Below are 15,719 nucleotides of genomic sequence, written 5' to 3' on the forward strand. Positions count from 1 at the left end.
CCGCTTCCCTATAGTTTACCTTCTACCGGGCCCGAAAGGGGCCCCGGTAAAGGTGTTCGCTGTTATTATATTGCGGCCCGGATCGCTTATATTTGTAACTGAATATGGATGAAACAACATTAAAGACACATTTCATTGAAAGGACTGTTACCTATGTAAAAAGGGAGTTGACCCACGCAGAAGGCGGCCACGACTGGTGGCATATACAGCGGGTATGGCAACTGGCCCGCCATATCGGGGCCATGGAGCAGGTGGATATGCTGGTGGTAGAGCTGGGCGCCCTTTTACATGATATTGCAGACTCCAAGTTCCATAACGGAGATGAAACCGTTGGTCCTGAAAAAGCACGCCGTTTTTTGCTGCAGATAGATACCCCGGAGCCCGTGGTGCAGCACGTTGTAAATATTATTCAGCACATTTCCTTTAAAGGCGGCAATCACCGGCAGGAGTTCCACTCGCCGGAGCTGGCCGTCGTGCAGGATGCCGACCGCCTGGACGCGCTGGGCGCCATTGGCATTGCCCGCACTTTCAATTACGGCGGGTTTAAAAACCGTCCCATTTACGACCCTGCTGTCAGCCCCAACCTGCAGATGACCAAAGAGCAATACAAGCAAAGCATGGGGCCTACCATTAACCATTTTTACGAAAAGCTGCTGCTGCTGAAGGATCGTATGAACACCCCCACCGCCAAAGCCATGGCAGAAGAGCGCCACCAGTTCATGGAGCAGTTCCTGAAACAGTTCTATGCAGAATGGGAGGGGAGGGTGTAGTTAGAATGTAAAATGCAGAATTTTAAATGATAAATGTAAAAGGAAAGGATTCGCCAACTTTTACATTTGAAATTTTACATTTAAGATTTTACATTTTCAAAGAACAGCGCCCGCAGCTCGCCGGCCTCTTCCGGTCTCATTTTGCCGCCCAGGATCAGGCGTAACTGCCGCCGTCTCAGCGCGCCGTCATATAACTTTTTTTCTTCTTCCGTATCCGGGATCACGGGCGGTACGGCCCGGGACTTGCCGTTGGGGTCCAGCGCCACAAAGGTCATAAAGGCCTCGTTGGATTTATAGCGGTACTGCTGCACCGGGTCTTCGCCCCACACGCGCATGTGCACCTCCATGGAAGTGGTGAAGGCGCGGCTCACCTGGGCCTCAATATGCACCACATTGCCCAGCCGGATAGGCGTTTCAAAGGAAATATTGTCCACAGACGCCGTTACTACCGGGGCGCTGCAATGCTTCATACAGGCCAGGGCGGCGGCAATATCCATCCAGTACATCAGCCGGCCGCCCATCAGGTTGCCGAAAGTATTGGTGTCATTGGGCAATACCAGCTCTGTCATCCGTATCAAAGAGTCCTGGGCATGTTTAGGCGTCAAGGTCATATACGCTAAAATATAATAAATTTCCGGGCGCAAACATACCAAAATCCGGGGGGTAATTCACATTATCTGGATAATTAATCCGGGTAATCGGCCCCTGTGTGCAGGATGGTAAAAATTTTGTGTTAACTTTGCCTGACCTTCGGAAGTAATTCTTCATTTGATTGATAGGAACAGGTTACACCAAACATAGTCCGGCGCTTCCTATATAGGTCAGGTATCTTTTCAGAACTTAGTTTTTATGGCAAAATATATCTTCGTTACGGGAGGTGTTACTTCCTCATTGGGTAAAGGAATTATAGCCGCCTCGCTGGCTAAACTATTGCAGGCGCGCGGCTTAAGGGTGACAATTCAGAAATTTGATCCATATATCAACGTGGATCCCGGAACATTAAACCCTTATGAGCACGGGGAATGTTACGTAACCGAAGATGGCGCCGAAACCGACCTGGACCTTGGACACTACGAACGCTTTCTCAACACGCCTACCTCGCAGGCCAACAACGTGACCACCGGCCGTATTTACCAGACGGTGATCAACAAGGAGCGGGAAGGGGCCTACCTCGGCAAGACCGTACAGGTGATCCCGCACATTACAGATGAGATCAAACGCCGCATCCTGCTGCTGGGCAAGGACGGCAGGTACGATATCGTGATCACGGAGCTGGGCGGCACCGTGGGCGATATTGAGTCCCTCCCTTATATAGAGGCCGTGCGCCAGTTGCAGTGGGAGCTGGGTGAGGAGGACTGCCTGGTGGTGCATCTCACGCTGATCCCCTACCTGCGTGCCGCTAAAGAATTGAAAACCAAGCCTACGCAGCACTCCGTAAGGCTGCTGAGCGAAAACGGCGTGCATCCCGATATCATTGTATGCCGCACGGAAGAGCCCATGTACCGCGATCTGAAAAAGAAGATCGCCCTGTTCTGTAACGTGCAGGTAGACGCGGTGATAGAGGCCAATGACGTAGGCACCATTTATGAAGTGCCCCTGGAAATGATGCGGGAAAAGCTGGACGTGATCTGCCTGCGCAAGTTGAACCTGCCCGTGGAAAAAGAGCCGGAGCTGGTAAAATGGCGGGAGTTCCTGGACAAATTGAAGTATCCCAAATCCAAGGTAACCATCGGCTTAATAGGCAAGTACGTGGAGCTGCAGGATGCCTACAAATCCATCCTGGAGTCTTTTATACATGCCGGTGCACTGAACGAATGTAAAGTAGTGGTGCAAAACCTTCACTCTGAACATATTACGCCGGAGAATGTATGCGACAAGCTCAAGAACCTGGACGGCCTGCTGGTAGCGCCCGGTTTCGGCCATCGTGGCATTGAGGGCAAGATCACGGCCATCCGCTACGCCCGTGAGAATAACCTGCCTTTCTTCGGTATTTGCCTGGGGATGCAGATGGCGGTGGTTGAGTATGCCCGCAACGTAATGAACTGGAAGGATGCCCATTCCACCGAAATGAATCCCGAAACCGCTCACCCGGTGATAGGGTTGATGGAAGAGCAGAAAAAGATCACGGCCAAGGGCGGCACCATGCGCCTGGGCGCCTATACCTGCGAGCTGAAGCCCGGCTCCCGTGCTGCGCAGATATACGGCAGCACCCTGATCAGCGAACGGCACCGCCACCGCTATGAATTTAATAATGAATACCAGGCCGATTTCGAGAACGCCGGGCTGGTCACCTCCGGCCGCAACCCGGAAAGCACCCTGGTGGAAATGATAGAACTGCCTGAGCATCCGTTCTTTGTGGGCTGCCAGTTCCACCCCGAGCTGAAAAGCACCGTGGAAAGGCCCGCTCCCCTCTTTGTACATTTTATTGCCGCCGCCAAGCAATACGCGGAAGGCAAGAACGGAAAGGTGAAAACAGCGGAGGAAAAGAAGATTGTGCACCACGACTGACCCTGATGTACCGGTGTGCTGATATGCTGATGCGCTAATGGATTGGAGCGATTTATTCGTTGCATTTTCATTAACACATCAGCATATTAGCATATTAGCACATTTTTACCGTACCTTTGCTCCCTAAATTTTAATAGTATTTCATTCATGGACAGAAACTCGGTCATTGGTTTTATCCTGTTAGGTGTACTGCTGGTAGGGTATATTGTTTTTAACCAGAAACAGCAGGCAACCGCCCTGAAGGAAAAGGCCCGGCAGGATTCCATTGCCAACCTGAACAAACCGAAGACATTTACCGATACCAGCGGCCAGGTGGCCAGCCAGCCCGACTCTGCGCAACTGGCAGGCGAGTATGGCGCTTTTGCCGGTGGCGCTACCGGTACGGAGCAGGATATTACGCTGGAAAATGAGCTGGTGAAGATCGTTTTCACCAACAAAGGCGGCCAGCCCCAGACGGTACAGTTGAAATCCTTTAAAACTTCCGGCGGCGACTCCCTGATGCTGGTAAAAGGCTCCTTTAACCGCCTGTCCCTGCAGATACCGGTCAATAATCATATATTAAATACCGCTGACCTGTATTTTACCGCCAGCCCGGTAAAAAAGGAAGCAGACGGCGGCCAGACCCTGCGTTACCGCCTGCCCGTAAACGGCCAGGCAGACGCTTACCTGGAATTTGTATATACACTGAAACCCGGCAAATACGTGGTGGATTACACCATCCACGCCGTAGGCCTGGAAAATGTATTGCCGGCATCGCAAAACACCCTGGCCCTGCAGTGGAACTGGGAACAGCACCGGCAGGAGCTGGATATGGAGAACGAGCGGCTCAATAACCAGGTGCATTACAACCTGGTGGAGGACGACAAGCACGATTACTTCACCCTGCAGCGCACCAGCCATGAAAAGCTGGACAGCAAAGTGGAGTGGCTGAGCGTAAAGCAGCAGTTCTTCAATACCACCTTTATTGCACGGAAAGAGCCGCTGGCTGGCGCCGATATCAATACCAAAGTGCCGGAGAGCGGCAATATTGTAGGGCAGACCTTTACCGTAATGGAAATTCCCTACACCCACACCCACAACTTTACTTACCCGCTGGAGATCTATTATGGTCCCAACCACTATAAAACACTGAAATCCTTTGGCATTGGCCTGGAGAACATCATTCCGCTGGGCTCCGGTATTTTCGCCTTCGTGAAGTATGTGAACAAGTGGATCATCATCCCCGTGTTCAACTTCCTGAGCGGTTTTATCGGCAATTACGGCATTATCATTATCCTGCTCACCGTCTTTATCCGCCTTATCATCGCTCCGTTTACCTACCAGAGCTATGTGTCCCAGGCTAAAATGAAGGTGCTGAAGCCGGAGCTGGATGAGCTGCGCGCCAAGTACGGCGACGACCAGCAGGCTTTTGGCATGGAGCAGATGAAGCTGTTCAAGAGCGCAGGCGTGAACCCCCTGGGAGGCTGCCTGCCCGCCCTGCTGCAATTGCCCATCCTGGTAGCCATGTACAGCTTCTTCCCGTCTTCCATTGAGTTGCGGCAGGAGAGCTTCCTGTGGGCCAAGGATCTTTCCACCTACGATTCCATCCTGAACCTGCCGTTCACCATACCATTTTACGGCAACCACGTGAGCCTGTTCACCCTGCTCATGACCGCCACCAGCCTGGTGCTGGCCTTTTATAACAGGGGCATGACGGACCAGAGCAACCCGGTGATGAAGTACATGCCGTACATTTTCCCGGTAATGCTGCTGGGAATCTTCAACCGTACGGCCGCCGCCCTTACCTTCTACTATTTCCTGTCCAACGTGATCAGTATTCTGCTGCAATGGGTGCTGCAGACCTTTGTGATCAACCACGACAAGATCCACGCAAGGATACAGGAGAACAAGAAAAAGCCGGTATCCAGGTCCAAGTGGCAGGAGCGGCTGGAGGAAATGCAGAAGCGCCAGCAGTCCATGCAGCAACCGCGTACGTCTTCCAAGAAGAAGTAGGAAGTATGCAGTAGGAGGTAGGAAGTAATAGCTTTTTTTATTACTTTTAACATTATCTCCTATACGTACACAAGGGTATGCAGAAAATTCCACATAGTGCAAGTGAACCTGAACTGTTGCGCCTGATCGCTGCCGGGGACCAGCATGCATACCGCCTTATCTTTGAACGCTACTGGGATGCCGTTTACTCCACGGCCCTGCTCCTCACTAAATCTGCCGCCCTTGCAGAGGACATTGCACAGGATGTATTTACCGTGCTTTGGGAAAAAAGGGCCGGCCTGGGAGAAGTGAGCCGGCTGGAAGGCTTTCTCTTCATTACTGCCCGCAACCTGGTTTATACCCGTTTCCGCAAGCTGGCCAGCAGCCAGGAGTACCGGCAGTATATCCTGCATTGCTTCCCGGATACCGCCGGCGCCGGGGCCGATGAAAAGGCCGAGCTCAAAGAGCTGGAGCAAACCATCCTGCGCACCATACAGCAGTTGCCTCCCCAGCAGCAGAAGGCCTTCCGGCTCAGCCGTTTCCAGGGCATGCGCCATGAGGAAATCGCAACGGCCATGGGCGTATCCCGTATTACCATTAAAAGTTATATCGTACAGGCCATTGCCGCCCTGCGCAAAGCGCTGGCCAACCATCCCTCTGAAGCGCTCATCCTCCTTTGGGCGCTGTCTTTCCTGCAGTAAATTTTTTTTTTTGAAACCGGCACCTCCCTGTAAGCAGGTTGTGCGTCTTTATAATGTCACCGGCCTCCTGGGCCACATGATTAACCGCGTTATGGATCAGCAAACATTTGCCACATTACTGGAAAAATATCTCAGCGAGGACCTGAGCCGGGAGGAAACCGCCCGCTTGCTGGACTCCCTGCAGGACGATGCCATGCGCCGGCAATGGGAAGAGGCGGTGACCGCGTTGCTGGAAAATAAAGCCGTACATGGTCTTTCCGATCCCGGCCGCATGCAGGCCATCCGGGAGGCTATCCTGGCGCGCGAGGCCGGTGTGCCGGTTCCTGCCCGTACCCCTTTCCTGAAAAAATTATGGCCTTATGCCGCCGCCGCAGCCGTCATAGCGCTGGCCGTTACCGGTATGCTATACTTTTCCCGGCCTGCCGCTCCGGGCCACTTACCGGCTGATACAAAAGCCGCACTGGCCGGGATGCGCCCCGGCGGCAATAAAGCCGTGCTGACCCTGGCAGACGGTAGCCAGATCACACTGGACAGCGTGGGCAACGGCGCCATTGCCAGCCAGGGCAACGTGCAGGTAATAAAGCTGAACAGCGGGCAACTGGCCTATAAAGCCGGTAAAGGGGAAAATGGTGCGGCGCTGCGTTACAATACCCTGTCCACGCCCAGGGGCGGCCAGTTCAGGATCGTGCTGCCGGACGGCTCCAAAGTATGGCTGAATGCCGCTTCCTCTTTACGCTTTCCCACGGCTTTCAGCGGTAAGGCCAGGGAAGTGCAGCTTACCGGCGAAGCCTATTTCGAGATCGCCAAAGACCCGGCCATGCCTTTTGAAGTGAAGGTGAACGACATGGCCGTGCAGGTGCTGGGCACCCATTTCAATGTAATGGCCTACCCCGATGAGCACAGCATCCGGACCACGCTGCTGGAAGGGGCGGTACGGGTGCAGCATGCCGGGGAGCACATACGGCTGCAGCCCGGGGAGCAGGCGCAGTTGAGCAGCGCCGGTAAAATGACGGTGAATAAGAGCGTGGACATAGAAGGCGTAATGGCCTGGAAGAACGGGTATTTCAATTTTGACCGCGAGCCGCTGGAGGGCGTAATACGCCAGATAGGCCGCTGGTACGACGTAGAGATTACTTATGAAGGCAATATCCCTTACAGGGAGTTCGGGGGGAAAATAGCAAGGGGGAGCAGTATTACCGAAGTGCTGAAAATACTGGAGCTAAGCGGGGTACATTACCGGGTAGAAGACCGCAAGATCGTAATTACACCATAGCTTAAAAGACAAATTACCACGAATGAAAAAAATCATGTGACATGAACAAACATTAGCAAAAAACGCCAACACCATTGCCCTAAAAAATAACCGGACCCGATGGCACTCGGACCCGGCACTATTGTAAGGGCAAACTCGATGAACTGTTTTCTTGTTTCCACGTACCCGGCTTTACGCGCGGGGGGGATTTCATTTACCCTAACAAACCAAAATTATGCATTTTACTTCTTTTTGCGCGCAGTATTTTAAACGGCGACTGATCACCAAAACACTGCTTGTTATGAAGTTCTCCGCAATTATCCTGTTAGCTGCATGCATGCAGATCTATGCAAAGGGGCATGCCCAGCATGTAACGCTTTCCGGGAAGAACACTTCCCTGGAGAAACTTTTCCGCGACATTGAAAAGCAAACAGGCTACGTATTCTTTTATGATCAAAAGCTGATCGACAAGGCGCCGGCGGTATCGGTGAACCTGAAGAACACCCCGCTGGAAAAAGCGCTGGAGGCCTGCCTGAAAGACCAGGCGCTTACCTACTCCATTGTGGGAAAGAACATTGTGATCAAGCAAAAGGCGGCGTTTTCGCCACCCGGCTCGTCCGGCTTGCTGCAACAGCAGGACACCCTGCTGAATGTCACCGGGCAGATAACCAGCGACCAGGGGATGGCCCTGCCCGGCGCCACCGTGGCCGTGAAGGGCACCAACCGGGGGGCCAGTGCGGACGGGGAAGGGCGTTACCGGCTCCGGGTGCCGCGCAATGCGGTGATCGTGGTGTCCTATATGGGCTACAAAAGCCAGGAAGCCACGGTAAAAGAGGATGGCCCGGTCAATTTTGCCCTGGTACAGGATACCCGGCTGACGGATGAAATAGTGGTGATCGGCTACGGCACCGTGAAGAAAAGCGACCTCACCGGCTCGCTGAGCCAGGTAAAGTCCAAGGACATTACCGCCTATCCTTCCACTAACGTTATGCAGGCGCTGAACGGCCGCGCCGCCGGTGTGCGCGTCATGCAGAACAACGGATCGCCGGGCGGCAGCATCAGCGTGCGCATCAGGGGCACCAACTCTATTCTGGGCGGTAACGAGCCGCTATATGTGATAGATGGATTCCCGTACAACGGCAATCCTACTTTCCTGCAGAACTCGGACATTGCTTCCATTGAAATACTGAAAGACGCTTCCTCTACCGCTATCTACGGCTCCAGGGGCGCCAATGGCGTGGTGATGATCACCACTAAAAGCGGCCGGAAGAATGACGTTACTACCGTAGATGTGGATGCCGGTTATACCATACAGAGCGTGTCTAAAAAGATGGACCTGATGAATGCGCAGCAGTACGCCCTGCTGTATAATGAACAGGCTAAGAACGACGGCCTGGATCCTTATTTCACCCAGTCACAGATAGACAGCCTGGGCCGCAGCCCCGGCACGGACTGGCAGGACCTGGTGCTGCGCAATGCGCCCATCTACAATATCAGCGCTACGGTGAACGGCGGTACTTCCAAGACCAGGTTCTCCGTGTCCGGCGCCGCCTACCTGCAGGATGGTATTGTAAGGGGCAGCGATTACAAGCGCTACAATGTGCGCGGTAACATAGAGCATGAAGTAAGCAAGGTGGTGAGCGTTTCTTTGAACACGATCCTTACGCGCCTGAACAGCTCCCGTAAAAATTCCAGCCCGGGTAACCGGGGGAATGATCTTTTCTCCGCCATGCTGATGTCGCCGGCCTCCCTTACGCCTTACCTGCCGGACGGTTCCTACAGGCGGCTGAACACCGCCTATCCCTTTATCTCCAACGTAATTGTGAACCCACTGGTGCGCATATACGAAGAGCAGGACAATATCCAGGGCGACCGCGTATTCTCCAATGCCGCCATTACCATCAAGCCCCTGAACGGCCTGAGCATCCGCATATCCGGTGGTATTGACAACCTGAACGACCGGGTGGACCTATACCGCAACATAGAACCTACCGTGAACTCCGTTGGCTATGCAGAGGTGAGAACCACGCAACAAACCGGCCTGCTGAACGAGAACGTGATCACCTATGAGCGGGATATCAACCAGCATTCCTTCAGCGTTATGGGTGGCTTTACTTACCAGGATAATACCACTACGGAGCTGAATGCTTCCGGCACAGGGTTCCTGAGTGATGTTACCGGCACCGGCGACATAGAAAGTGCCGCTACACCGGGTATTCCCAACAGCCGGTACGCCAAATGGTCGCTGATTTCATACCTGGGCAGGATCAATTATTCCTTTAACGATAAATACCTTTTTACCGCCAGCATCCGCCGTGATGGGTCTTCCCGTTATTCCATGCAAAACCAGTGGGAGAACTTTCCCTCCGCGGCACTTGCCTGGAAAGTATCCAACGAGGATTTCCTGCGGAACTCCACTGTTATCTCCGACCTGAAGCTGCGGACCAGCTACGGCCTTTCCGGCAGCACGGCGCTCAATCCTTACCAGACGTTGAACCAGTTGACAGCCGGTAATACCATTTTCGGGGATGCGCTGTACGTGTCCTACGCCCCCGGCACTACGCTGCCCGGCGACCTGAAATGGGAAACTACCCGCCAGTTCGACATCGGAGCAGACATCGGCCTGCTGCAGAACGACCTGCGCTTTACGCTGGATTATTATCATAAGAAAACCACGAACCTGCTGAACGAGGTACGGCTGCCTGCTTCTACCGGCTACGAGATCACCCTGCGGAACGTTGGCGAGATAGAGAACAAAGGTTTTGAGTTTGGGGTGGACGCCAACATCCTGAAAGGGGACGTGTTCTGGAACGTGAACGCCAACATTTCCTTTAACCGCAACAAGGTGCTGAAGCTCTACGAAGGCCAGGATATTTATGGAGATGTTATTTATACCGGCTCCCTGAGCGATTATGCGAACCTGCTCCGGGAAGGCCAGCCGTTGGGCATCTTCTATGGCTATAAAGAGATCGGCTATACGGAGGACGGGAACCTGATGTATGAAGACTTTAACAAAGATGGCTCCATCAGCGCGGCGGACAAGACCTACATCGGCGATCCCAACCCGGATTTCATCTACGGATTGAACTCGGTAACGAGCTGGAAAGGCTTTGAGCTCACCGTGTTTATACAGGGCTCCCAGGGCAATGACATTTTCAATCTCAACAAGGCGGCTACACTGGACCTGGGCATGGGTCTGAACCTGCCGGCAGAAGTGTACGAGAACCACTGGACGCCGGAAAACCCGAATGCCAAGTATCCGAAGATCACCCGGACGCTCGCCGGCAACATGTCCACCCGCTTTGTGGAAGACGGTTCCTATCTCCGCTTCAAGAACATACAGTTGGCCTACAACCTGCCAGTGCGCAAGCTGGGCTGGAACTGGGTAAAATCGGCGCAGGTATACGCCAGCGGGCAGAACCTGATCACGTTCACCAGGTATTCCTGGTACGATCCGGAGGTAAATGCCTATGGCGGCGCAAACTCTATCCGCCAGGGTATTGACCATTCCGTGTATCCTACTTACAAATCCGTTACTTTCGGTATCCGGTGCGGATTCTGATCTTTTTTTCACGTTATAATGATCGCATATGAACATCAAACAATCCTTTCTCCTGATATGCACCGTACTGCTGATGGCTGCCTGCACCAGCGAGCTGGAAGAGCACCCGAAGTCCATTGCAGCGGAAGTTTTCTATAATACGCCTGCCGAAGTGGAGGCCGGGCTGAATGCCATCTATGCTCCCATCAGGGGCGACGGCCTTCTGGGCGCCTTGTACGAATGCCAGCACGAGATATACAGCGAATACCTGTACGGCCGCGGCAGCCATGCGCCGCTGAACGACTATAACGGGCTGGATAATACGAACATTAGCCGTATCAATGGTATGTGGAGCGTTTTATACCAATCTATACGCAACGCTAATATTGTGCTGGAAAAGGCGCCCGCAGGCACGGAGCTGACGGAGGCCGACCTGGATAAATACCTGGGAGAAGCCCGGTTCATGCGAGGCCTTTGCTATTTTTACCTGGTGCGTAACTGGGGCGGCGTGCCGCTGCGCACAGAAACCAACATGGATTCCCTGAACCTGCCCAGGGTGTCTGAACAGGAAGTATACAGCTTCCTGCTGGCAGACCTGCAATGGGCGGAAACGCACCTGCCGGATGCGCCACGCCTGGTAGGGGCTCCTTCCAAATGGGCCGCCAAGGCGGTACTGACGGATGTGTACATGAACCTGCACCAGTATGACCAGGCCCGGGACAAAGCCCTGGAAGTGATCAGCTCCGGGAAGTTTGCCCTGGTAAATGTGACGGTAGCCGATGATTTTAGCGATCTTTTCGGCCCGGATGCAAATGGCAGCCCGGAGGAGATCTTCTATCTCAAGTATGCGCGCAATCCCAGCAGCCAGGACTTTGCCTACCCGCATTTTTGCCACTACCCCAATTCCGGGTATTATCCTCCCGGCGGCTATTATACTTTTTACAGCGACTCCGAGCAGAACAGCTTCATTAAGAATTGGGACAAGAATGACCTGCGTTATACCTTTAACTGGTATCCGCAAACCTTTGGCCTGGGACCTACCACTATCCTGCTGAAAAAGTTCAGTGATCCGGAGGCCGTTACGGGTGGCGGTAACGATTATCCCATGTATCGTTATGCAGACATCCTGCTGTTCTACGCGGAGGCAGTAGCGCAGGCAGACGGCGCACCCTCTGCAGACGCTATGGAAAAACTGAATATGGTGCACCGCCGCGCCTATGGCAGGAACCCGCTCACCGCCGATCCCACGGTGGATTTCCAACTGGCGGATTATGCCAGCCAGCAGGCCTTCATTGACCTGGTAGTGAAAGAGCGGGGATATGAGAACTGCGGCGAGGGCAAGCGCTGGCTGGACCTGAAGCGCCTGGGCATTGCCGAAGAAGTGATAGCCGAGGTAAAAGGCAAGCAAATGACGCAGCGCCACCTGCTTTGGCCCATACCCACTACGGAATACAATTACAATACAGCCATAGATCCAACTACAGACCAGAATCCTGGCTATTAAACAAAACGAAGATGACCATGCGTTTAAGATTAACATTATTATTGCTTTGCGTGCTGGCGCTGACGGGTTGCCTGACGGCGCAGCAGGTAAAGGAGGTAGACATTTGCGTATATGGCGGCAGCTCCGCAGGAGTGATTGCCGGCTATACCGCCAGGAAAATGAATAAGTCCGTGCTGGTGATAGAGCCGGGCAAACGGTTGGGCGGCCTTACTTCCGGCGGCCTGGGCTATACGGATATCGGGAACAAGTACGCCATTACCGGCCTTTCCCGCGATTTTTACCGCCGTATCGGCAAGCATTACGGCAAGTTTGAGCAGTGGATATTTGAGCCGGGCGTGGCGGAGCGCACCTTTCAGCAGTACATTCAGGAAGGAGATGTGGAAGTGCTGTATGAGCACCGGATCACCGCTGCTAAAAAAGAGAACGGCCGGGTGACCGAAATACAATTGGAATCATCTACCGGCGGCACACCCAAACATGCTGTGATCCGCGCCAAAATGTTCATTGACTGTTCCTACGAAGGCGACCTGCTGGCCAAAGCCGGCATCTCCTACACCGTTGGGCGGGAAGCCAATGTGCAATACGGCGAAACCTATAACGGCGTGCAGCTCCTGAACAAACACCAGTTCGTAGACGGTATTGATCCCTACAAAGTGCCCGGCAAGCCGGAAAGCGGGTTGCTGTGGGGCATCAGCCCAGGTCCCCTGGAACCGCGGGGCAGCGGCGATAAAAAAGTGCAGGCCTACAACTTCAGGATATGCCTTAGCAATGACCCGGCTAACCGGATACCCATCACCAGGCCGGAGGACTATGACTCCACCCGTTACGAGCTGTTGCTGCGGCTGGTGCTCAGGCGGAAGCCCGGCGACTTGCGGGATATGCTGAAGATAGACCATATGCCGAACCACAAGACGGATATCAACAATAACGGCGCCTTTTCTACGGACATGATCGGTATGAACTACGACTACCCGGAAGCGGATTACGCCACCCGTGAAAAGATCACGAAGGCGCATGAGCTGTACAACAAAGGGCTGCTTTATTTCATCGGCCATGATCCGCGCATGCCGGAGCACCTGCGCAAGGAAATGCTGCAATGGGGTTACCCGAAGGATGAATACCCGGAATCCGACCACTGGTCGCCGCAGATGTATGTGCGGGAAGCCAGGAGAATGGTAGGCGCCTATGTAATGACGCAGGCCAACTGCCAGGGGAAGGAAGTGGTAAAAGATGGTGTGGGCATGGCTGCTTATACCATGGACTCCCATAACTGCCAGCGCATTGTAGTGGATGGCATGGTGAAAAATGAGGGCGATGTGCAGATCGGCGGCTTTGGTCCTTATCCTATTGCTTACCGGTCTATCATTCCCAAAGCGGAGGACTGCAAAAATGTGCTGGTGCCCGTTTGTCTCTCCGCTTCCCATATTGCCTACGGCTCTATCCGTATGGAGCCTGTGTTTATGGTGCTGGGACAATCCGCTGCAGCCGCCGCATCCCTGGCTATTGACAACAACCAGCCCGTGCAGGACGTGAACGTGGCAAAGCTGCAGGAACTGCTGCGCACGCGTCCGCTGGCTACCGAAGCTACGGCAGAGATACTGGTGGACAATGACGATGCGGCGCATGTGACCAAAACAGGCGACTGGAAAAAAGAGACGAGGGGCGCCTATGGCCCTTCCGTGTTGGTAGCTGAAAGCGGCGGCGCCAAAAGTGTGCGCTTTACGCCGGAAGTGCTGCGCAGCGGCAGTTACCGCATTTACACCTATGTGCCCAAGCATGCCGGCCTTTCATCCCGTACCAGTATCCGTGTATCGGAAGATGGTAAAAGCACCCGGTCCGTATCTTATACTGCGGCATCTGTGCAGGTGCAGGGACAAACTTCCGGGGAATGGGTATCTTTAGGCGATGTACAACTGACCAAAGGCGGCCATGCCTACGTGGAGATCACGAATGAAGGCGCGGACGGAACGGTAGTGGCAGATGCTGTGCTGTTCATTCCGCTGGAACAGCTATAACCGGATATATCATGATCACGTTCTTTGCTTCTATCTTTCTTTTACTGGCAGGATATTTCATTTACGCCCGCGTTTGTGAAAAGATCTTCGGCATGGACCCGCAGCGGAAAACGCCGGCAGAAACACGGGCAGACCGGGTGGACTATATCGTGATGCCCGGCTGGAAGATATTCCTGATCCAGTTCCTGAACATCGCCGGCCTCGGTCCCATTTTTGGGGCGGTGGCCGGCGCCATGTGGGGACCGGTAGCTTTTTTATGGATTGTGCTGGGCTGCATTTTTGCCGGCGGTGTACACGATTATTTTTCAGGCATGCTGTCCATACGTCATGATGGGCAGAGCTTTTCGGAGATATCCGGCATTTACCTCGGTAACGGCGTCCGGCAGTTCATGCGTGGCTTTTCTGTAGTGCTGCTCATTATGGTAGGTACCGTTTTCATTATGGGACCGGCCAGGATACTCAGTGACCTGACGAACGGCTTTGGCGGCACTTTCTTCTGGACCGCCCTTATTTTCATTTATTACGTACTGTCCACTATTCTGCCCATCGACAAACTGATCGGCCGGATATACCCGGTATTTGGTGTTACGCTGTTGTTCATGGCGGCAGGCATTATGGTGATGATGGTGTATAATCGCCTGCCGGTGCCGGAGCTGACCCTGGGCAGCTTTGAGAACATGCACATACGCCCGGACAAGTTTCCGGTGTTCCCCATGTTGCTCATTACCATTGCCTGCGGCGCGGTATCCGGCTTTCATGCCACGCAGTCGCCGCTGATGGCGCGTTGTATCCGGAATGAAAGGCAGGGCAGGGGCATCTTTTTCGGGGCTATGGTGACGGAGGGTATTGTAGCGCTGATCTGGGCCGCCATCAGCATGAGCTTTTTCGGCGGTATCCGGGAGCTGAACGCCACTATGGACCAGCATGCCGGTAATGCCGCCTGGGCAGTAAATGAAATATCCCGTTCCCTGCTGGGCAGGATAGGCGGCGTACTGGCCATCCTGGGCGTGGTAGCGGCTCCTGTTACATCGGGCGATACAGCTTTCCGCAGCGCCCGGCTGATCATTGCAGATTTCCTGCAACTGGAGCAGGCCTCCCTGAAAAAACGTTTATGGATTACCGTGCCACTGTTCGCGGTGGGCTTCCTGTTAACTCAACTGGATTTTGCGATCGTGTGGCGCTATTTCGCCTGGACCAACCAGACCCTGGCCATGATCGTACTGTGGACCATCACCATGTACCTGGTGCGGGAGCGCAAATTTTACTGGGTGGCGCTGGTACCTGCCTTTGTAATGACGGTAGCTACGGTCTCCTATATATTGGTAGCGCCGGAGGGTTTTTCGCTGCCGGTAAACGCGTCTTATATAGCAGGGCTGGCCGCTGGCGTGGCGCTGCTGGTGCCGGTGGTGCGGGAGGTGAACAGGTATGGCAGTGTGTATAAACTGGCGGGGAAGTAA

10 protein-coding genes are annotated in these 15,719 nt (G+C 53.9%); 9 read left to right on the plus strand and 1 reads right to left on the minus strand.

Annotation, left to right across the window (positions count from 1 at the left end; translation table 11 throughout):
• Positions 1-104: 104 nt before the first annotated feature.
• The gene (locus tag LX66_RS27755; protein ID WP_145719613.1) at positions 105-770 is read left to right on the plus strand and encodes an HD domain-containing protein; all 666 of its coding nucleotides are present in this window, start codon (positions 105-107) and stop codon (positions 768-770) included.
• Between the two features lie 80 nt (positions 771-850).
• Here LX66_RS27755 and LX66_RS27760 read toward each other — a convergent pair whose 3' ends face one another.
• Positions 851-1,381, minus strand: a complete 531-nt coding sequence (locus LX66_RS27760; RefSeq protein WP_145719615.1) for an acyl-CoA thioesterase — start codon at positions 1,379-1,381, stop codon at positions 851-853.
• Positions 1,382-1,619: 238 nt separating this feature from the next.
• Here LX66_RS27760 and LX66_RS27765 point away from each other — a divergent pair, with 238 nt between their 5' ends.
• The 8 genes from LX66_RS27765 (at position 1,620) to LX66_RS27800 (ending at position 15,719) form a co-directional block, all read left to right on the plus strand.
• On the plus strand, positions 1,620-3,278 hold the full coding sequence (locus LX66_RS27765) for a CTP synthase (RefSeq protein ID WP_145719617.1): 1,659 nt from the start codon (positions 1,620-1,622) through the stop codon (positions 3,276-3,278).
• Between the two features lie 147 nt (positions 3,279-3,425).
• Positions 3,426-5,270 carry a membrane protein insertase YidC gene (yidC, locus tag LX66_RS27770; RefSeq protein WP_145719619.1) on the plus strand — a complete coding sequence of 615 codons (1,845 nt, stop codon included), beginning with the start codon at positions 3,426-3,428 and terminating at the stop codon, positions 5,268-5,270.
• 77 nt (positions 5,271-5,347) lie between these two features.
• Entirely contained in the window at positions 5,348-5,950 is a 603-nt protein-coding gene (locus tag LX66_RS27775; protein WP_145719621.1) for an RNA polymerase sigma factor, read from the plus strand.
• A 91-nt stretch (positions 5,951-6,041) separates the two neighbouring features.
• Positions 6,042-7,223 (plus strand): FecR family protein, encoded by a 1,182-nt coding sequence (locus LX66_RS27780; RefSeq protein WP_158642787.1) that lies wholly within the window; start codon positions 6,042-6,044, stop codon positions 7,221-7,223.
• 280 nt (positions 7,224-7,503) lie between these two features.
• The gene (locus LX66_RS27785; RefSeq protein ID WP_145719625.1) at positions 7,504-10,764 is read left to right on the plus strand and encodes a TonB-dependent receptor; all 3,261 of its coding nucleotides are present in this window, start codon (positions 7,504-7,506) and stop codon (positions 10,762-10,764) included.
• A gap of 28 nt (positions 10,765-10,792) precedes the next feature.
• Positions 10,793-12,247 carry a RagB/SusD family nutrient uptake outer membrane protein gene (locus LX66_RS27790; RefSeq protein WP_145719627.1) on the plus strand — a complete coding sequence of 485 codons (1,455 nt, stop codon included), beginning with the start codon at positions 10,793-10,795 and terminating at the stop codon, positions 12,245-12,247.
• Between the two features lie 17 nt (positions 12,248-12,264).
• Positions 12,265-14,262 carry an FAD-dependent oxidoreductase gene (locus LX66_RS27795; protein ID WP_145719629.1) on the plus strand — a complete coding sequence of 666 codons (1,998 nt, stop codon included), beginning with the start codon at positions 12,265-12,267 and terminating at the stop codon, positions 14,260-14,262.
• 11 nt (positions 14,263-14,273) lie between these two features.
• Entirely contained in the window at positions 14,274-15,719 is a 1,446-nt protein-coding gene (locus LX66_RS27800; protein WP_145719631.1) for a carbon starvation CstA family protein, read from the plus strand.

The organism is Chitinophaga japonensis, assembly GCF_007830125.1.
In the GTDB taxonomy this organism is placed as follows: Bacteria; Bacteroidota; Bacteroidia; order Chitinophagales; family Chitinophagaceae; genus Chitinophaga; species Chitinophaga japonensis.

Bases quoted from the DNA above. Each gene is read 5' to 3' on its own strand.
- LX66_RS27760 (WP_145719615.1), bottom strand. From the start codon at position 1,381: ATGACCTTGACGCCTAAACATGCCCAGGACTCTTTGATACGGATGACA.
- LX66_RS27790 (WP_145719627.1), top strand. From the start codon at position 10,793: ATGAACATCAAACAATCCTTTCTCCTGATATGCACCGTACTGCTGATG.
- LX66_RS27755 (WP_145719613.1), top strand. From the start codon at position 105: ATGGATGAAACAACATTAAAGACACATTTCATTGAAAGGACTGTTACC.
- LX66_RS27785 (WP_145719625.1), top strand. From the start codon at position 7,504: ATGAAGTTCTCCGCAATTATCCTGTTAGCTGCATGCATGCAGATCTAT.
- LX66_RS27780 (WP_158642787.1), top strand. From the start codon at position 6,042: ATGGATCAGCAAACATTTGCCACATTACTGGAAAAATATCTCAGCGAG.
- LX66_RS27765 (WP_145719617.1), top strand. From the start codon at position 1,620: ATGGCAAAATATATCTTCGTTACGGGAGGTGTTACTTCCTCATTGGGT.
- LX66_RS27795 (WP_145719629.1), top strand. From the start codon at position 12,265: ATGCGTTTAAGATTAACATTATTATTGCTTTGCGTGCTGGCGCTGACG.
- LX66_RS27800 (WP_145719631.1), top strand. From the start codon at position 14,274: ATGATCACGTTCTTTGCTTCTATCTTTCTTTTACTGGCAGGATATTTC.
- LX66_RS27775 (WP_145719621.1), top strand. From the start codon at position 5,348: ATGCAGAAAATTCCACATAGTGCAAGTGAACCTGAACTGTTGCGCCTG.
- yidC (WP_145719619.1), top strand. From the start codon at position 3,426: ATGGACAGAAACTCGGTCATTGGTTTTATCCTGTTAGGTGTACTGCTG.